Source organism: Pseudomonas imperatae (genome assembly GCF_057128625.1).
The window spans coordinates 167,438-185,565 of sequence record NZ_JBSKHP010000007.1 but is presented as its reverse complement, the minus strand read 5'-3'; the positions used below and the strand labels follow the sequence as shown (position 1 = coordinate 185,565).

Genomic DNA, 18,128 nt, shown 5'->3' with positions numbered 1-18,128 from the left:
GGCACGACCGTGTCTGTAGAAGTTAAGAAGACGCGACTATGCCCGCTATCAAATCCATTTGCAAATTCAATCGAAAAAAATGTGACTCAGCAGTTTCGGCATGACTTCTAACGCCCTACTCTCAAAAAACACGTCCATGCTGGCAGAAAGCCCGCTTCGCAATGGGTTGATCTCAATGGCAAACCCGCCAGCGGCGCGGGTTTCAGCGATGGGCGCGTTGATGTAGGGGAAGCTTGCCGTGGTGCCGATCACCAGCACCACCTCGAAACCGATCGCCATTTGCCGATACAGCGCCTCAATCGCCCGCTCGGGCAGCATTTCCTCGAAAAGCACCACGGAAGGCCGCATAACGCCATTACAGACGTTACAGCGCGGCGGCAGTGGCTGACCAAGGATTTCCCGCAAATCATCGCGTACAGCGCCACAGGCGCGACAGAACAGTGGCGCCAATTCCCCGTGAATTTCAATTAACCGTTCGTCGGGACTTCCTGCCTGACGGTGATAACCGTCAATGTTTTGCGTCAGCACCCAGCACTCCGGCTTGGCTTTCTGCAGCTGGGCAATGGCGTGGTGCGCCGCATTGGGTTGCGCGCCCAGGCAGGCCTCGCCCAGCTGCGCCAGGTATTTCCAGCACAGCGCCGGGTCGCGTTCAAGCATGGGCCCCGACAAGGCTTTTTCGATGGGCAGGCCTTCGCTGGTGGTGCCGTTGTACAGGCCACCCAGGCCACGGTAGGTGGGCAAACCGGAGTCGGCGGAGAGGCCGGCGCCGGTAATCACCAGGATGCGCCGGGCATCACGCAGGGCAGCGCCGGCGCGGGCCAGCAGCTGCAGGTCTACCAACCCAGGGTTTCCTTGAGGAAGGGAATGGTCAGCTTGCGCTGGGCCTGCAGCGAGGCCTGGTCCAGGCGCTCCAGCAGGTCGAACAGCGCGCTCATGCTGCGGGTACCACGAGTGAGGATGAAGTGCCCGACCTCGTCGGTGAGGTGCAGGCCGCGGCGCGAGGCGCGCAACTGCAGGGCACGCAGCTTGTCTTCGTCCGACAGCGGGCGCATCTGGAAGATCAGCGCCATGGTCAGGCGCGACTTCAGGTCCGGCAGCCTCACCGCCAACTCGCGCGGCGAATGGGAGGCGGCGATCAACAGGCGCCGGCCGCTGTCGCGCAGGCGGTTGAACAGGTGGAACATGGCCTCTTCCCACTCGGGCTTGCCGGCAATCACCTGCAGGTCGTCCAGGCACACCAGCTCGTACTGTTCCAGGTAATCGAGGATTTCCACGCCGCGGTCGAGCAGCTGCGCCAGGGGCAGGTACACCGCCGGCTCGCCCATCTGCTCGAAGCGCAGGCACGCGGCCTGCAGCAGGTGGGTACGGCCCACGCCCTGCTTGCCCCACAAGTAGATCAGGCTTTCGGTCCAGCCGGCGTCGGCTTCGCACAGGCGTTCGACGTAGCCGAGTGCAGCGGCATTGGCGCCTGGATAGTAATTGATGAAGGTAGCGTCATCACGCAGACGCACACCTAAGGGCAGCTGAATCGGTTTCATGCTGGCTGACGGTTCTGGCGAACCGCAGGGGGCCTCTGTGTGAAGTTAGCAAAGTTTATACCCGTGACGCCGGGCGCACAATGCAACAGACCACAAGCAAAATCAAAGGTTTGCATTCATTTGCACACCCGCTGCCGCAACAGCGGGTGCACGGCGCCACTACAGGTCGGGGTCTTCCTGGCCGCCGTAGATGTCCGATTCCTTATACAGATCATGGGCATGGCGCAGCAGCACCATGATCACCGCGGCCACCGGCAGTGCCAGCAGCACGCCGGCGAAACCGAACAGTTCGCCGCCGGCGAGGATGGCGAAGATCACCGCCACCGGGTGCAGGCCGATGCGGTCGCCCACCAGCATCGGCGTCAACACCATGCCTTCGAGCAGCTGCCCCACCAGGAATACCGCGCCAATGCCCATCAGCGGGTAGATGTCGCCGCCGAACTGGAACAGGCCGGTGATCATCGCCGCGCTGATGCCGATGATGAAGCCCATGTACGGCACGATGGCGGCGAGGCCGGCGATCAGGCCGATCAGCAGGCCCAGCTCCACCCCCACTAGCATCAGGCCGGCGGCGTAGATGATGCCCAGCGCCAGCATCACCAGCAGTTGGCCACGCACGAACGCGCCCAGCACCTCGTGGCACTCCTTGGCCAGGGCGACGATCTTGCCCTCGCGGTGGCGCGGCAGCAGGCTGCGGATCTTGGCCATCATCAGGTCCCAGTCACGCAGCAGGTAGAAGCCCACCACCGGGATCAGCACCAGGTTGGTCAGCCAGCCGATCAGCGCCAGGCTGGAGGCCGTGGCCTGGCTCAGCACCACGCCGACGATGTCGGTGGTCTGGCCCATGTGCTCGGTGATTGCGGCCTTGATCTTGTCGAACTTCCAGAAGCCGTCGGCCAGGCCCAGCTTGGCCTGCACCCACGGCAGGGCCACGTGCTGCAGCCAGTCCAGCACCTGCGGCGCCAGTTCGTACAGGCGCACGAACTGCTTGGCCAGCAGCGGCACCAGCACCAGCAAGGCAATCATGAACACCAGGGTGAACAGCGAGAACACCACGATCACGCCCCAGGTGCGCGACAGGCCGACCTTTTCCAGGCGGTCCACCAGCGGATCCGCCATGTAGGCCAGCACGATCGCCACCAGGAACGGCGACAGGATGGGGTGCAGGAAGTACACGAACAGGCAGAGCAGGAGCACCGCCCCTGCCCAGACCCAACGACGCATGTCAGTCATCAAACCACCCAAGCCTTATATAAAGAGAAGATCGCTGCATTACCAATGGAAGCGCAGGCCAGGGGCAGGTTGCGGTGCAGGGGCTGGCGCGGCGCCAGGCGCCAGCGGCTGGGTAGCGACCACGGGCGCCGCTTCCGGCGGCAGTTCGCTGAGCTTGCCCAGGGCCAGTTGCGCGCGCAGCTGGTCGCTGCTACCGCTGACCTGGTAGACCACCTTGTCGCCGTCCACGGATTTCAGCTTGGCGTTGAAGGGTTCCAGCAGGCGGCCCAGGGCCGCGTAGTGCTCCAGGGTCATGCCTTCGACCTGCAAGCTCATGTCAGTGCTGGCACCGCCGCCGGCCTTGACCACGTAGCGCGGCGCCAGGCGCTCGCTCACGGCCAGGAGCACGGCATCGGCCAGGGCGGCGGGGTCGTCGCCCTCGGCCTTGCCCTGCTCGGGGCGGTCGCCCAGGTACAGGTGCCATTGGGCGCTCCACTTGCCGCCCTCCTGCTTGGCATGCACCGCCAGCAGGCCGTCGGCGCCATAGCGTTCGGAGGCCGCGCGCAGCGGCGTGGCGTCGCTGCCGTCGAGGGTCTTGGCGGTGCCCAGGGATTGCTCGCCCAGGTCGGCCAGCGGCAGGCGCAGCGGCAGGCCACGGTGCTGGGCGGCGCGGCGCAGGGGTTCGGCGGTGGGCTGGCCGTCGCCGACCAGGTTGGCGCCGTCGGTGCCTTCGTTCAGCCACCAGGCCAGCACGCTGGGGCGGTTGTTGCCCCAGGTGGGCAGGCCGGCCTGGCGCAGGGCGTTGTCGGTGCTGGCCTGGTCGAAGTCCACGCGCAGGCTCTCGGGCGGGCCGGCCTCATAGCCGAACTGGCTGATGATCTGCTGCGGGTCCTTGCGCACGGCCGCAAGGCCGGCGGCGCTGACCGCCTTGGGGTCGCCGGTGAGGCGCAGCACCAGGGTCTCGAGCGCACGCTGGGTGGCCGCGTCACGCTCTTCGGGGCTCTGGCCGCCCACGGTTTCGCGGACCTGGTAGAGGTTCTTGACGGTTTCGGCGTGAGCGGCCAGGGCGAACACCGACAGGCAGCCGACTAAAAGGTAGTTACACAGACGCATGGAAGATTCCCGACGGGCAATAAGCGGACTGAGGCTTGTGACCACAGTTTCAAGCAAAACATTCAAGCCGCCCATTGAAGTTTTCGTAATGCGCCTACTATAGCGCTTAAGGCTGCCACACACCTGTAGCAGCTGCCGAAGGCGGCGTCCGGTTTCATTACGATGTCGCGATGGGACGCCGCCTGCGGCAGCTGCTACGGGTCAACGGATTAATTTTGGCCCTGCCCGTCGGCCTGAGGATGGCCGCACAGGGGCAAGCCTGATAAAATCGCGCGCCTTCGCAGACCAACGACGGTTGGCCGATTGGAAATACCCGGCAACGGTATTTCCGGGCAGCCCGCCGCTTGCGGTCGATTTTTCGAATCCCTCCCTCTAAAGGCCTGGATCATGAGCAAGCAACCCTCCCTGAGCTACAAGGACGCCGGTGTAGACATCGACGCCGGTGAAGCATTGGTCGAACGCATCAAGAGCGTCGCCAAGCGTACTGCGCGTCCTGAAGTCATGGGCGGCCTGGGCGGTTTCGGCGCCCTCTGTGAGATCCCGGCCGGCTACAAGCAGCCTGTCCTGGTCTCGGGCACCGACGGCGTGGGCACCAAGCTGCGCCTGGCACTGAACCTGAACAAGCACGACAGCATCGGCATCGACCTGGTGGCCATGTGCGTCAACGACCTGGTGGTGTGCGGCGCCGAGCCCCTGTTCTTCCTGGACTACTACGCCACCGGCAAGCTGAACGTGGACACCGCCGCCCAGGTAGTGACCGGTATCGGCGCTGGCTGCGAACTGTCGGGTTGCTCGCTGGTAGGCGGCGAAACCGCTGAGATGCCAGGCATGTACGAAGGCGAGGACTACGACCTGGCCGGCTTCTGCGTGGGCGTGGTCGAGAAGGCCGAGATCATCGACGGCTCGAAAGTCGCCACCGGTGACGCCCTGCTGGCCCTGCCATCGTCCGGCCCGCACTCCAACGGCTACTCGCTGATCCGCAAGATCATCGAAGTGTCGGGTGCCGACATCGAGAACACCCAGCTGGACGGCAAGCCACTGACCGACCTGCTGATGGCCCCGACCCGCATCTACGTCAAGCCCCTGCTCAAGCTGATCAAGGACACCGGCGCCGTCAAGGCCATGGCCCACATCACCGGCGGCGGTCTGCTGGACAACATCCCGCGCGTGCTGCCAAAAGGCGCCCAGGCCGTGGTTGACGTGGCCAGCTGGCAGCGCCCGGCGGTATTCGACTGGCTGCAGGAAAAAGGCAACGTCGACGAGCACGAAATGCACCGCGTGCTGAACTGCGGCGTGGGCATGGTCATCTGCGTGGCCCAGGAACACGTCGACGTGGCCCTGCAAACCCTGCGTGACGCTGGCGAGCAGCCATGGGTCATCGGCCAGATCGGCGTTGCCGCCGAAGGCGCCCCACAGGTCGAGCTGAAGAACGTCAAGGCACACTGATGCACGAACAGATGCCCGCACGCTGTAACGTAGTGGTGCTGCTCTCCGGCACCGGCAGCAACCTGCAGGCCCTGATCGATAGCGTGAACCAGCAGGCCGGGACCCACCCGGCCCGCATCCGCGCGGTGATCTCCAACCGCGCCGATGCCTACGGCCTGGAACGCGCCCGCCACGCCGGTATCGACACCGCCGTGCTGGACCACAAGGCGTTCGAAGGCCGCGAAGCCTTCGACGCCGCGCTGGTCGAACTCATCGACGGCTTCAGCCCCGACCTGGTGGTGCTGGCCGGCTTCATGCGAATCCTGAGCCCAGGCTTCGTGCGCCACTATCAAGGGCGCCTGCTCAATATCCACCCTTCCCTGCTGCCCAGGTACAAAGGCCTGCACACCCATCAACGCGCCATCGAGGCCGGTGATGCCGAGCATGGCTGCAGTGTGCATTTCGTCACCGAGGAACTCGATGGCGGACCACTGGTCGTACAGGCAGCAATACCGGTACAGTTGGACGACACGCCGGTCACCCTGGCGCAGCGGGTCCATGCCCAGGAACACCAGATCTATCCGCTGGCCGTGCGCTGGTTCGCCGAAGGACGCTTGCGTCTGGACGCCCACGGTGCATTATTGGACGGCAAGCCCCTCGGGGCCAGCGGTCACTTGATTCGACCCTAGGAGATTTTATGCGTCGTGCCCTGCTGTTCTGCGCCGCGTTGCTGGCTTTGCCGGTACACGCTGCCGACCTGAAGCCCTTCACGGCCAGCTACACCGCCGACTGGAAACAGCTGCCCATGAGCGGCACCGCCTCGCGCAGCCTGGAAAAAGGTGCCAACGACACCTGGACCCTGAGCTTCAAGGCGTCGATGATGATTGCCAGCCTCACCGAGGAAAGCACCCTCACCGTCGACAAGGACGCGCTGCTGCCCAAGACCTACCACTTCGAACGTGGCGGCCTGGGCAAGCCGAAGAAGACCGACCTGGACTTCGACTGGTCGCAGAAAATGGTCACCGGCACCGACCGTGGCGACGCCGTCAAAGTGCCGCTCAACCGCGGCATGCTCGACAAGTCGACCTACCAGCTGGCCCTGCAGCGTGACGTGGCCGCCGGCAAGAAGAGCATGAGCTACCAGGTGGTGGACGGCGGCGACGTCGACACCTACGACTTCCGCGTGCTGGGCACCGAGAAGGTCGACACCAAGGCCGGCCAGGTCGACGCCATCAAGGTGGAGCGCGTGCGCGACCCCACGCAGAACAAGCGCACCACCGTGCTGTGGTTCGCCAAGGACTGGGACTACCTGCTGGTTCGCCTGCAACAGGTCGAGACCGACGGCAAGGAATACAACATCATGCTGCAGGACGGTACCGTTGATGGCCGTTCGGTGAAAGGTAGCTGATTTGCAACGTTGGTGTGGGAGCTGGCTTGCCAGCGAGCTTTTAAGGGCCTCAAAAGCTCGCTGGCAAGCCAGCTCCCACACCCTTCAACAAAAAGCCCCGCTGTCTCACGACAGCGGGGCTTTTTGTTGAAGCGCAGGGCTATCAGGCGTTTTCGCCGGCCTTGGCTTTCTCGGCAGCGGCCTTGATCAGCGTCTGCAGCTCGCCGTTGGCGAACATCTCAGCAACGATGTCGCTACCGCCAACCAGCTCGCCGGCTACCCACAGCTGCGGGAAAGTCGGCCAGTTGGCGTACTTTGGCAGGTTCGCACGGATTTCCGGGTTCTGCAGGATATCCACATAAGCGAATTTCTCGCCGCACTGCATCACGCACTGCGACGCCTTCGACGAGAAGCCGCACTGCGGGGCGTTCGGCGAGCCTTTCATGTAAAGCAGAATGGTGTTGTTGGCAATCTGCTCTTTAATCGTTTCGATGATATCCATGGAGCACCTCGGCTTAGCTTTCCGACTCATAGGTCGACACGGTGACGCATTGTAACGGAAACCCGAGCGGCGCGCTCGGCCTTGCCGATGGAGCCGTTCACGCCGCCGCCACCCGCACCGGCACGCCGTTCAACGCCGCATTGCCGGAAACCTGGTCCAGCACCCGCTCGTCGGTCAGGTCGTTGGCACTGGCGCCAGGCTGGGCCTGGGCGATCTCCAGGCGCACACCATGGCGCGCGTGGCCGAAGCCGTGGGGCAGGCTGACCACGCCGGGCATCATCTCCAGGCTGCCCAGCACCTCCACCTCGACGCTGCCCACCCGCGACGTCACCCGCACCCGCTGGCCGTCCGCCAGGCCGCGGGCGGCCAGGTCATCGGGGTGCATCAGCAACTGGTGGCGCGGCTTGCCCTTCACCAGGCGGTGGTAGTTGTGCATCCACGAATTGTTGCTGCGCACGTGGCGGCGCCCCACCATCACCAGCTCATCGGCGCCCGGCATGGCTTGCGCGGCGAAGCGCTGCAGGTCTGCCAGCAGCACCGCTGGCGCCGCCTGGATGCGTTGGCCGGGGGTTTTCAGGCGCGCCGCAAGGTTGGGCTGCAGCGGCCCCAGGTCGAGGCCGTGGGGGTGCTCGGCCAGGGCCGCCAGGGACAGGCCCCACGGCCCGGCCTGCAAGCCACGGTCGATGAGCTGCGCCGGCGGCCAGGTGGGCTTCAGGGGCTTGCCGGCACGGGCGGCGAACGCCTCGGCCAGGCCGACGAAAATCTCCCAGTCGTGCAGCGCGCCGTCGGGCTTGGGCAGGATCGCGCGGTTGAAGCGGCTGACGTTGCGCACCGCGAACAGGTTGAAGGTGGTGTCGTAGTGGTCATTTTCCAGCGCCGAGGTCGACGGCAGGATCAGGTCGGCGTACCGCGTGGTCTCGTTGATGTACAGGTCGATGCTGAGCATGAACTCCAGGCCATCGAGGGCCTGTTCCAGCTGCCGGCCGTTGGGCGTGGACAGCACCGGGTTGCCGGCCACGGTGATCAGCGCCCGCACCTGCCCGTCACCTGCGGTGAGCATTTCCTCGGCCAGCGCCGACACCGGCAACTCGCCGCCGTACTCGGGCAGGCCGGAGACGCGGCTTTGCCAACTATTGAAGTGGCCACCGCCGGTGTTGGCCACCAGGTCCACCGCCGGCGTGGTGCACAGGGCGCCGCCCACGCGGTCGAGGTTGCCGGTGACCAGGTTGATCAGTTGCACCAGCCAATGGCACAGGGTGCCGAACGCCTGGGTGGAGACCCCCATGCGCCCGTAGCACACGGCCTTGTCGGCGCCGGCGAACGCCCGCGCCAGCGCGCGGATGTCCGCTGCGGCCACGCCACAGCGCGAGCTCATGGCCTCGGCGCTGAAGCCGGCGATAGCCTCGCGTACCGACTGCAGGCCATCCACCGGCAGGTGGCTGGCGCGCGTCAGCCCTTCCTCGAACAGGGTGTTGAGCAGGCCCAGCAGCAGCGCCGCATCGCCACCGGGGCGAATGAACAGGTGCTGGCTGGCCATGGCCGCGGTCTCGCTGCGCCGGGGGTCGATCACCACCACCTTGCCGCCACGGGCCTGGATGGCCTTGAGGCGCTTCTCCACGTCCGGCACGGTCATGATGCTGCCGTTGGACGCCAGCGGGTTACCGCCCAGAATCAGCATGAAGTCGGTGTGATCGATATCCGGGATGGGCAGCAACAGCCCGTGGCCGTACATCAGGAAGCTGGACAGGTGATGGGGCAACTGGTCCACCGAGGTGGCCGAATAGCGGTTGCGGGTCTTCAGCAGGCCCAGGAAGTAATTACCGTGGGTCATCAGCCCGTAGTTGTGCACGCTGGGGTTGCCCTGGTAGATCGCCACGGCGTCCTGGCCATGGCGCTGCTGCAGGTCCCACAGGCGCGTGGCCACCGTGTCGAAGGCTTCCTGCCAGCTGATCGGCTGCCATTCGCTGCCCGTGCGCAGCATGGGCTGGCGCAGGCGGTCGGGGTCGTTCTGGATGTCCTGCAGGGCCACGGCCTTGGGGCAGATGTGGCCGCGGCTGAAGGTGTCCTGGGGGTCGCCCTTGATCGAGGTGATGGTCAGGTGCCCGGCGGCGTCGGCCTGGGTCTCGATGTTCAGGCCGCAGATGGCCTCGCACAGGTGGCAGGCGCGGTGGTGCAGGGTCTTGGTCATGGCCAGTCTCGTCCAGGCAGCGGTAGCCGACTATGGAACGATAGTACCCGGTGCACCAGCACGCTTGGCGGGCTGAATCGGCCGGCATCAGGCCAGCCGATGATGCTCAGTTGGCCGGCAGGCCGGGGGGCGGTGCCTGCAGCTGGATCTCCACCACCGTCTCGACCTCTTCCTGGCCGATGGGCACGCCGGTCAGTTCGCCGATCAGCTTCCAATGCTCGTCCAGCCCGCCGCTGATGGTGGCCATGCGGTCGATCATGCGCCTGGCGGCGCTGGCGGTGACCTCGTCATCGCTGCGCAGCAACTCGAACGACATGGACGTCATCGAGGCCGTCAGGTGCGTGAGCGTGCGCGCCGTCAGGCCCAGCAGCTCGAGCAGTTGTTGTTCTCTGGAATCCATTCACCCTCTCCGCGTATCGTGCAGGATACAGTCGTGTACCCATGGCTGGCAGTGTACGAAATGCGCACTGCGACGGCCAGCCGCAGGTTGATACCTGAGACAGGGTTAACGCTAGACAATTCCGGGCACGATTGCCAAGGGAACCGACGGGGGTGTAAAAAGCAGGGCCGGACGCTTGCGCACACGGCTTTTGAGACATGCCCTGAAACACTGTCCGTGATCGGAATATGAAACACATATTGGCGAGACGCGACATTTAATTATAAGATCGCGTCTTCCCTAATTTCGTCGCCGCGTGCGGCTTTCGCCGCAGGCCTCTCTCGTTTTTTTCAAAAGCTGGTCACGAGTGCTGCGGTACGTTGCAAAAAGGTAGTCAATGATGAGCGCAAGGCACTTTCTCTCCCTGATGGATTGCACGCCCGAAGAGCTTCTCAGCGTCATCCGTCGAGGCATCGAGCTCAAGGACCTGCGTAACCGCGGCGTGCTGTTCGAGCCGCTGAAGAACCGGGTACTGGGCATGATTTTCGAGAAATCCTCGACCCGTACCCGCCTGTCGTTCGAGGCCGGCATGATCCAGCTCGGCGGCCAGGCCATCTTCCTGTCCCCGCGCGACACCCAACTGGGCCGTGGCGAGCCGATCGGCGACTGCGCCATCGTCATGTCGAGCATGCTCGACGCGGTGATGATCCGCACCTACGCCCACAGCACCCTGACCGAATTCGCCGCCAACTCGCGCGTGCCAGTGATCAACGGCCTGTCCGACGACCTGCACCCCTGCCAGCTGCTGGCCGACATGCAAACCTTCCTGGAACACCGCGGCAGCATCCAGGGCAAGACCGTGGCCTGGATCGGCGACGGCAACAACATGTGCAACAGCTATATAGAAGCGGCCATCCAGTTCGACTTCCAGCTGCGCGTGGCCTGCCCCGAAGGCTTCGAGCCCAACCCGCAGTTCCTGGCCCAGGCCGGCGACCGCGTGCAAGTGATGCGCGACCCCAAGGCGGCCGTGGCCGGCGCCCACCTGGTGAGCACCGACGTCTGGACCTCCATGGGCCAGGAAGAGGAAACCGCGCGCCGCCTGAAGCTGTTCGCGCCCTACCAGGTCAGCCGCGCGCTGCTGGACCTGGCCGCCGACGACGTGCTGTTCATGCACTGCCTGCCCGCCCACCGTGGCGAGGAGATCAGCATGGACGTGCTCGACGACCCGCGTGCCGTGGCGTGGGACCAGGCCGAGAACCGCCTGCACGCACAGAAGGCGCTGCTGGAGTTCCTGGTGGCCCCGGCCTACCGCCCGGCATGAGCCAGCCGCTGCTGGCGCTGCACCACCTGGCCTGCGGTTACCAGGGCCAGGCGGTGGTCGCCGACCTCAGCCTGCAGCTGCAGGCCGGTGACATCGGTTGCCTGCTGGGCGCTTCGGGGTGCGGCAAGACCACCACCCTGCGTGCCATCGCCGGCTTCGAGCCGGTGCACCAGGGCGAGATTCGCCTGGCCGGCGAGGCCATCTCCCGGCCAGGCTTCACCCTGGCCCCGGAAAAGCGCCGCCTCGGCATGGTGTTCCAGGACTACGCGCTGTTCCCCCACCTGACCGTGGCGCAGAACGTGGCGTTCGGCATCCGCCAGCACCCGCACCAGACCCGAGTGGTCGACGAGATGCTCGAGCTGGTGAACCTCACCGGCCTGGGCGCGCGTTACCCTCACGAGCTGTCCGGTGGCCAGCAACAGCGCGTGGCCCTGGCCCGCGCGCTGGCGCCGCAACCGCAGCTGCTGCTGCTGGACGAGCCGTTTTCCAACCTCGACGTGGAGCTGCGCCGACGCCTGAGCCAGGAAGTGCGCGACATCCTGAAAAGCCGCGGCACCAGCGCGATCCTGGTCACCCATGACCAGGAAGAGGCGTTTTCGGTGAGCGATCAGGTCGGCGTCTTCCAGCAGGGGCGGCTGCAGCAGTGGGACACGCCTTACAACCTTTACCACCGCCCGCAGACGGCCTTCGTCGCCAGCTTCATCGGCCAGGGTTACTTCCTGCGCGGCACCGTGAACGACGCGCAGTCGGTGCACACCGAACTGGGCGAGCTGCACGGCGACAGCGCCAGCGCCTGGCCGCGCGGCAGTGCCGTGGACGTGCTGCTGCGCCCGGACAACATCGTGCACGCCCCGGACAGTCCGGTGCAGGCACGCGTCACCGGCAAGCGCTTCCAGGGCGCGGCCACGCTGTACCAGCTGCAGCTGGGCAGCGGCAGCCAGGTGGAGGCGTTGTTGCCCAGCCACCTGGCCTGCGAGCCTGGCCAGCACATCGGCATTCGCCTGCGCAGCGAACACCTGGTGATGTTCGCCGCCGCTTGACTCAGGCCCGGCCGATGTCGGCGAACACCCCGCGGGTGTGTTCCGCCAGCAGGGCCGGCGCCAGTTCCACTTCCAGCCCTCGGCGCCCGGCGCTGACGAACATCGTTGCCAACGGCTGCGCCGACTGGTCGATGAAGGTCCGCAGGCGCTTCTTCTGCCCCAACGGGCTGATACCCCCCAGCAGGTAGCCGGTGGAGCGCTGGGCGGCGGCCGGATCGGCCATCTCGCACTTCTTCACCCCGGCGGCGTGGGCCAGGCCCTTGAGGTCGAGGGTGCCAGCCACCGGCACCACGGCCACCAGCAACTCGCCCTTCTCGCTGCTGGCCAGCAGCGTCTTGAACACCTGGGCCGGGTTGAGCCCCAGCTTCTCCGCCGCTTCCAGGCCGTAGGAGGCCGCCTTGGGGTCGTGTTCGTAACTGTGCACGCGGTGTTCGGCACGGGCCTTTTTCAACAAATCCAACGCCGGGGTCATGTTCACTCCATGCATTCAAGGGTGGCAACTCGATATTACAGGCCATGGTACGTTGCAACAAATGTAGGAGCCGGCCTTGGCCGCGATGCGCCGCGCGGGCGGCGCTCGGTCTGAAGAACGCCATACACATCAAGACAAGCACCCGTCAGCCCCAACACAATCCACAGCCTGGCGGCAGCGGCTACGCCAGGGTGCGATATACCGGCAAATGACTCCCCACCAGCACCACCCAACCCCCGCCAGTCAGTTTCTGAATCATGGTTCATTTTCGACCTTTGACATAATCGTTTCTTGTCTATATTTTTTCGTTTCTGAATATCGCAAACCCTAGACCAGTTTGCGCACGCAACACATCCGCCGGTATGGGGTTTTACCGGCGGGTGCATGACTCGAGCGCCCGAACGGCGCCGCACAACAACAAAAAAGGTGTCAATGATGACGACTGCTCAGCAACAACCTGCGTTGTCCGGCCAGTGCATGGCCGAGTTTCTCGGAACCGCCCTCCTGATCTTCTTCGGCACCGGCTGTGTAGCGGCGCTCAAGGTGGCGGGCGCCAGCTTCGGGCTGTGGGAAATCAGCATCATCTGGGGGGTGGGCGTCAGCATGGCGATCTACCTGACCGCCGGGGTATCCGGCGCGCACCTGAGCCCCGCGGTGAGCATCGCCCTGTGCGTGTTCGCCGGCTTTGAAAAACGCAAGCTGCCCTTCTACATCCTGGCCCAGGTGGCCGGCGCGTTCTGTGGCGCAGCGCTGGTGTACACGCTGTACAGCAACCTGTTCTTCGATTACGAACAAGCCCACCACATGATCCGCGGCAGCCAGGAAAGCCTGGAACTGGCGTCGGTGTTCTCCACCTACCCGCACCCGTCGCTGTCCACTGCCCAGGCGTTCCTGGTGGAAATGGTGATCACCGCCATTCTCATGGGCGTGATCATGGCCCTGGGCGACGACCAGAACGGCCTGCCCCGTGGCCCGCTGGCGCCGCTGCTGATCGGCCTGCTGATTGCCGTGATCGGCAGCTCTATGGGCCCGCTGACCGGTTTCGCGATGAACCCGGCGCGCGATTTCGGGCCCAAGCTGATGACATTCTTCGCAGGTTGGGGCGAAATAGCCTTTACCGGCGGGCGTGACATCCCGTATTTCCTGGTGCCGATCTTCGCCCCGATCCTGGGTGCCTGCCTCGGCGCGGCCATTTACCGCGGCCTGCTGGCCCGCCATCTGCCCGCCGCCGCACCTGCTGGCGAAGCCGCCACCGACAACACCGGGAGCAAGGTACAGGCGTCCTAGACCAGCGCCCCCGAGTACCTTGAGCCGTATTCCCGACTTTTACTTTTCTTGAAAGGCCATTGCCATGACAGACCTTCAGAACAAGAACTACATCATCGCCCTGGACCAGGGCACCACCAGTTCGCGCGCGATCATTTTTGACCGCGACGCAAACGTTGTCTGCTCCAGCCAGAGCGAATTCCCTCAGCACTACCCGCAGCCGGGCTGGGTCGAGCACGACCCCATGGACATCTTCGCCACCCAGAGCGCGGTCATGGTCCAGGCCCTGGCCAAGGCCGGCCTGCATCACGACCAGGTAGCCGCCATCGGCATCACCAACCAGCGCGAAACCACCGTGGTGTGGGACAAGCACACCGGCCAGCCGGTGTACAACGCCATCGTCTGGCAGTGCCGCCGCAGCACCGAGATCTGCGAACAGCTCAAGCGTGACGGCCACGCCGAGTACATCCGCGAGACCACGGGCCTTGTCACCGACCCGTACTTCTCGGGCACCAAGCTGAAGTGGATCCTGGACAACGTCGAAGGCGCCCGCGAGCGCGCGCAGCAAGGCGACCTGCTGTTCGGCACCGTCGATACCTGGCTGATCTGGAAATTCTCCGGCGGCAAGGTGCACGTCACCGACTACACCAACGCCTCGCGCACCATGTTGTTCAACATCCATACCCTGCAATGGGATGACAAGATGCTGGACGTGCTGAACATTCCGCGCGAAATGCTCCCGGAAGTAAAAGGCTCGTCCGAGGTCTACGGCCGCACCAAGAGCGGCATCGCCATCGCCGGTATCGCCGGCGACCAGCAGGCCGCTCTGTTCGGCCAGATGTGCGTGGAGCCCGGCCAGGCCAAGAACACCTACGGCACTGGCTGCTTCCTGCTGATGAATACCGGCGACAAGGCCGTGAAGTCCAAGCACGGCATGCTCACCACCATCGCCTGCGGCCCGCGCGGCGAAGTGGCCTACGCCCTGGAAGGTGCGGTGTTCAACGGTGGCTCCACGGTGCAGTGGCTGCGCGACGAACTGAAACTGGTCAACGACGCCTACGACACCGAGTACTTCGCCAGCAAGGTCAAGGACAGCAACGGCGTGTACCTGGTGCCGGCCTTCACCGGCCTGGGCGCTCCGTACTGGGACCCCTATGCCCGCGGCGCGCTGTTCGGCCTGACCCGTGGCGTCAAGGTCGACCACATCATTCGTGCGGCGCTGGAATCCATCGCCTACCAGACCCGCGACGTGCTCGACGCCATGCAGCAGGACGCCGGCGAACGCCTGAAGGCCCTGCGCGTGGACGGCGGCGCGGTGGCCAACAACTTCCTCATGCAGTTCCAGGCCGACATCCTCGGCACCCAGGTGGAACGCCCGCAAATGCGCGAAACCACCGCCCTGGGCGCCGCCTACCTGGCTGGCCTGGCCGTGGGCTTCTGGGGCAGCCTGGAAGAACTGCGCGGCAAGGCGGTGATCGAGCGCGAGTTCGAACCACAGCTGGATGAGGCCGCCAAGGAGAAGCTGTACGCCGGCTGGCGCAAGGCCGTGGACCGCACCCGCGACTGGGAACCCCACGAAGAAGCGTGACACCCCGTTGTAGCAGCTGCCGCAGGCGGCGTCCCGGACACCTCGGTCGAGGCCCCGGACGCAGCCTTCGGCAGCTGCTACGGGGAGTGGTGCTAGCACCCGCCTCCTTCCTGCGGCATGATGGGCGAATTTGCCCCGGCAGCCAAAGGAAGCCCAATGAATCTGCCTCCACGCCAACAACAAATCCTCGAACTGGTGCGTGAACGCGGCTACGTCAGCATCGAAGAGATGGCCCAGCTGTTCATCGTCACCCCGCAGACCATCCGCCGCGACATCAACCAACTGGCCGAACTCAACCTGCTGCGCCGTTACCACGGTGGCGCCGCCTACGATTCCAGCATCGAAAACACCGCGTACGCCATGCGTGCCGACCAGATGCGCGACGAAAAGCAACGCATCGCCGAAGCCATCGCCGCACAGATCCCCGACCACGCCTCGCTGTTCATCAACATCGGCACCACCACCGAATCCATCGCCCGCGCCCTGCTCAACCACAACCACCTGAAGATCATCACCAACAACCTGCACGTGGCGTCGATCCTCAGCGCCAAGGATGACTTCGAGGTGCAACTGGCCGGTGGCAACGTGCGCCGTGACGGCGGCGTGGTGGGCCAGGCCAGCGTCGACTTCATCAACCAGTTCAAGGTCGACTTCGCCCTGGTGGGCATCAGCGGCATCGACGAAGACGGCAGCCTGCTGGACTTCGACTACCAGGAAGTGCGCGTGTCCCAGGCCATCATCGCCAACGCCCGCCAGGTGATACTGGCCGCCGACTCCAGCAAGTTCGGGCGCAACGCCATGGTGCGCCTGGGCTCCATCAGCCTGATCGACTGCCTGGTGACCGACAAGGCGCCGGTGCCGGCGCTGCTGCAACTGCTCAATCAGCACAAAATCCGCCTGGAAGTCGTCTAACCCCCTGTGGGAGCTGGCTTGCCAGCGAGCTGTTAGGGCCCAAAAGCTCGCTGGCAAGCCAGCTCCCACAGAAGCTCGAACGCAAGTACGGGTGCGTTCATGTTCGGTAATTTTCATTTCGAGGCCATTCGATCAGTTTTTTCAATCGAATTCGACTGGCCTGTGCCTTCCTGTTGCGCTACTATTTTCGAAAATGAACATTAATGTTCGATTTCAATTTCGAATAACCGCAGGAGGCCGCCATGCCCCACACCACCTTGCCCACCCCGCCCCTCGCCGAAGTCTATGATGTTGCCGTGATTGGCGGCGGTATCAATGGCGTCGGCATCGCAGCGGACGCGGCAGGTCGCGGGCTGTCGGTGTTCCTTTGCGAAAAGGACGACCTGGCCAGCCACACCTCGTCGGCCAGCAGCAAGCTGATCCACGGCGGCCTGCGCTACCTGGAACACTACGAATTCCGCCTGGTGCGCGAAGCCCTGGCCGAGCGCGAAGTGCTGTTGGCCAAGGCCCCGCACATCGTCAAGCCCATGCGCTTTGTGCTGCCGCACCGCCCGCACCTGCGCCCGGCGTGGATGATTCGCGCCGGCCTGTTCCTGTACGACCACCTGGGCAAGCGCGAAAAACTGGCCGGCTCGCGCAGCCTGAAGTTCGGTGCGAACAGCGTGTTGAAGAGCGAGATCACCCGCGGTTTCGAATACTCCGACTGCTGGGTGGACGACGCCCGCCTGGTGGTGCTCAACGCCATGGCCGCCCGCGAACACGGCGCCCACCTGCACACCCGCACCCGCTGCCTGAACGCCCGGCGCATCAAGGGCCTGTGGCATGTGCACCTGGAGCGCGCCGACGGCAGCCTGTTCTCCATTCACGCCAAGGCGCTGGTCAACGCTGCAGGCCCATGGGTGGCGAAGTTCATCCGTGATGACCTGAAGCTGGATTCGCCCTACGGCATCCGCCTGATCCAGGGCAGCCACCTGATCGTGCCCAAGCTGTACGAAGGCGAGCAGGCGCACATCCTGCAGAACGAAGACCAGCGCATCGTCTTCACCATTCCGTACATGGAACGCTTCACCATCATCGGCACCACCGACCGCGAATACACCGGGGACCCTGCGAAAGTCACCATCACCGAAGCCGAGACCGACTACCTGTTGAAGGTGGTCAACGCGCACTTCAAGAAGCAGGTGCAGCGCGACGACATCCTGCACACCTATTCGGGCGTGCGCCCGCTGTGCAACGACGAGTCCGACAACCCGTCGGCGGTGACCCGCGACTACACCCTGTCGTTGTCCGGCGGCGCCGATGACGCACCGCTGCTGTCGGTGTTCGGCGGCAAGCTGACCACCTACCGCAAGCTGGCCGAGTCGGCCATGGCGCAGCTGGCGCCGTTCTTCAAGCAGATGAAAGGCAGCTGGACCGGCACCGCTACCTTGCCCGGTGGCGAGCAGATGACCACCCCGCAGGCGCTGGCCGAGGCGCTGGTGGCCAGGCACGGCTGGTTGCCCAAGGACCTCGCCCGGCGCTGGGCCATCACCTACGGCAGCCGCAGCTGGCAGCTGCTGGACGGCGTGCAAGGCCTGGCAGATTTGGGCGACCTGATCGGCGCCAACCTGTACAGCCGCGAAGTGGACTACCTGCGCCAGCAGGAATGGGCCGTGGACGCCGCCGACATCCTGTGGCGCCGTACCAAGCTGGGCCTGTTCACCACGGCGGCCGAGCAGCAGAAGCTGGTGGATTACCTCGCCAAGCCGGCCCACACCCAGGCCGCGTGAGGACGCCGTACCCCCG

At 65.0% G+C, this 18,128-nt stretch carries 17 protein-coding genes; 9 read left to right on the top strand and 8 right to left on the bottom strand.

Annotated features, from left to right (window positions below; all coding sequences use genetic code 11):
• Positions 1-66: 66 nt before the first annotated feature.
• From ACWKWX_RS11335 to ACWKWX_RS11320, 4 genes are all read right to left on the bottom strand, one after another.
• Positions 67-840 (bottom strand): NAD-dependent deacylase, encoded by a 774-nt coding sequence (locus ACWKWX_RS11335; protein WP_483827779.1) that lies wholly within the window; start codon positions 838-840, stop codon positions 67-69.
• Positions 834-1,538: a DnaA regulatory inactivator Hda gene (gene hda / locus ACWKWX_RS11330; RefSeq protein WP_416426226.1), complete on the bottom strand. Its 705-nt coding sequence runs from the start codon at positions 1,536-1,538 to the stop codon at positions 834-836. Before hda ends, ACWKWX_RS11335 begins: the two co-directional genes overlap by 7 nt.
• 159 nt (positions 1,539-1,697) lie before the next feature.
• Positions 1,698-2,771, bottom strand: a complete 1,074-nt coding sequence (locus tag ACWKWX_RS11325) for an AI-2E family transporter (protein ID WP_416426228.1) — start codon at positions 2,769-2,771, stop codon at positions 1,698-1,700.
• A 39-nt stretch (positions 2,772-2,810) separates the two neighbouring features.
• The gene (locus tag ACWKWX_RS11320; protein ID WP_473004101.1) at positions 2,811-3,863 is read right to left on the bottom strand and encodes a DUF2066 domain-containing protein; all 1,053 of its coding nucleotides are present in this window, start codon (positions 3,861-3,863) and stop codon (positions 2,811-2,813) included.
• A gap of 387 nt (positions 3,864-4,250) precedes the next feature.
• On the opposite strand from ACWKWX_RS11320, the gene purM reads away from it, so the two are divergent.
• The 3 genes from purM to ACWKWX_RS11305 are packed head-to-tail and all read left to right on the top strand — an operon-like array spanning position 4,251 to position 6,696.
• A complete protein-coding gene (gene purM / locus ACWKWX_RS11315) occupies positions 4,251-5,309 on the top strand; it encodes a phosphoribosylformylglycinamidine cyclo-ligase (RefSeq protein ID WP_416426231.1) in 1,059 nt (352 codons plus the stop codon).
• An 11-nt stretch (positions 5,310-5,320) separates the two neighbouring features.
• The gene (gene purN, locus ACWKWX_RS11310; RefSeq protein ID WP_416427445.1) at positions 5,321-5,977 is read left to right on the top strand and encodes a phosphoribosylglycinamide formyltransferase; all 657 of its coding nucleotides are present in this window, start codon (positions 5,321-5,323) and stop codon (positions 5,975-5,977) included.
• A gap of 8 nt (positions 5,978-5,985) precedes the next feature.
• Positions 5,986-6,696 carry a DUF3108 domain-containing protein gene (locus ACWKWX_RS11305; RefSeq protein ID WP_416426232.1) on the top strand — a complete coding sequence of 237 codons (711 nt, stop codon included), beginning with the start codon at positions 5,986-5,988 and terminating at the stop codon, positions 6,694-6,696.
• A 142-nt stretch (positions 6,697-6,838) separates the two neighbouring features.
• Here the strand turns inward: ACWKWX_RS11305 and grxD are convergent, their stop codons facing one another.
• From grxD to ACWKWX_RS11290, 3 genes are all read right to left on the bottom strand, one after another.
• Positions 6,839-7,177 carry a Grx4 family monothiol glutaredoxin gene (gene grxD, locus ACWKWX_RS11300; RefSeq protein WP_158154208.1) on the bottom strand — a complete coding sequence of 113 codons (339 nt, stop codon included), beginning with the start codon at positions 7,175-7,177 and terminating at the stop codon, positions 6,839-6,841.
• A gap of 97 nt (positions 7,178-7,274) precedes the next feature.
• Positions 7,275-9,365: a molybdopterin oxidoreductase family protein gene (locus tag ACWKWX_RS11295; protein WP_483827778.1), complete on the bottom strand. Its 2,091-nt coding sequence runs from the start codon at positions 9,363-9,365 to the stop codon at positions 7,275-7,277.
• Positions 9,366-9,471: 106 nt separating this feature from the next.
• A complete protein-coding gene (locus ACWKWX_RS11290) occupies positions 9,472-9,765 on the bottom strand; it encodes a hypothetical protein (protein ID WP_416426235.1) in 294 nt (97 codons plus the stop codon).
• A gap of 379 nt (positions 9,766-10,144) precedes the next feature.
• Here ACWKWX_RS11290 and argF point away from each other — a divergent pair, with 379 nt between their 5' ends.
• Together argF and ACWKWX_RS11280 are read left to right on the top strand one after the other, a co-directional pair.
• Positions 10,145-11,065, top strand: coding sequence for an ornithine carbamoyltransferase (argF, locus tag ACWKWX_RS11285; RefSeq protein WP_416426237.1), 921 nt, complete (start codon positions 10,145-10,147; stop codon positions 11,063-11,065).
• Entirely contained in the window at positions 11,062-12,105 is a 1,044-nt protein-coding gene (locus ACWKWX_RS11280) for an ABC transporter ATP-binding protein (protein ID WP_483827777.1), read from the top strand. Before argF ends, ACWKWX_RS11280 begins: the two co-directional genes overlap by 4 nt.
• 1 nt (position 12,106) lies before the next feature.
• On the opposite strand, the gene ybaK is transcribed toward ACWKWX_RS11280, so the two are convergent.
• Positions 12,107-12,577: a Cys-tRNA(Pro) deacylase gene (gene ybaK, locus ACWKWX_RS11275; protein ID WP_473004109.1), complete on the bottom strand. Its 471-nt coding sequence runs from the start codon at positions 12,575-12,577 to the stop codon at positions 12,107-12,109.
• Positions 12,578-13,012: 435 nt separating this feature from the next.
• Here ybaK and ACWKWX_RS11270 point away from each other — a divergent pair, with 435 nt between their 5' ends.
• From ACWKWX_RS11270 to glpD, 4 genes are all read left to right on the top strand, one after another.
• A complete protein-coding gene (locus tag ACWKWX_RS11270) occupies positions 13,013-13,864 on the top strand; it encodes an MIP/aquaporin family protein (protein WP_416426242.1) in 852 nt (283 codons plus the stop codon).
• Between the two features lie 64 nt (positions 13,865-13,928).
• The gene (glpK, locus tag ACWKWX_RS11265) at positions 13,929-15,431 is read left to right on the top strand and encodes a glycerol kinase GlpK (RefSeq protein ID WP_416426244.1); all 1,503 of its coding nucleotides are present in this window, start codon (positions 13,929-13,931) and stop codon (positions 15,429-15,431) included.
• A gap of 156 nt (positions 15,432-15,587) precedes the next feature.
• Complete coding sequence (locus ACWKWX_RS11260; protein WP_416426246.1) at positions 15,588-16,343, top strand: DeoR/GlpR family transcriptional regulator; 756 nt, start codon at positions 15,588-15,590, stop codon at positions 16,341-16,343.
• A 242-nt stretch (positions 16,344-16,585) separates the two neighbouring features.
• Positions 16,586-18,112 carry a glycerol-3-phosphate dehydrogenase gene (glpD, locus tag ACWKWX_RS11255; protein WP_483827776.1) on the top strand — a complete coding sequence of 509 codons (1,527 nt, stop codon included), beginning with the start codon at positions 16,586-16,588 and terminating at the stop codon, positions 18,110-18,112.
• The last annotated feature ends 16 nt before the right edge of the window (positions 18,113-18,128 follow it).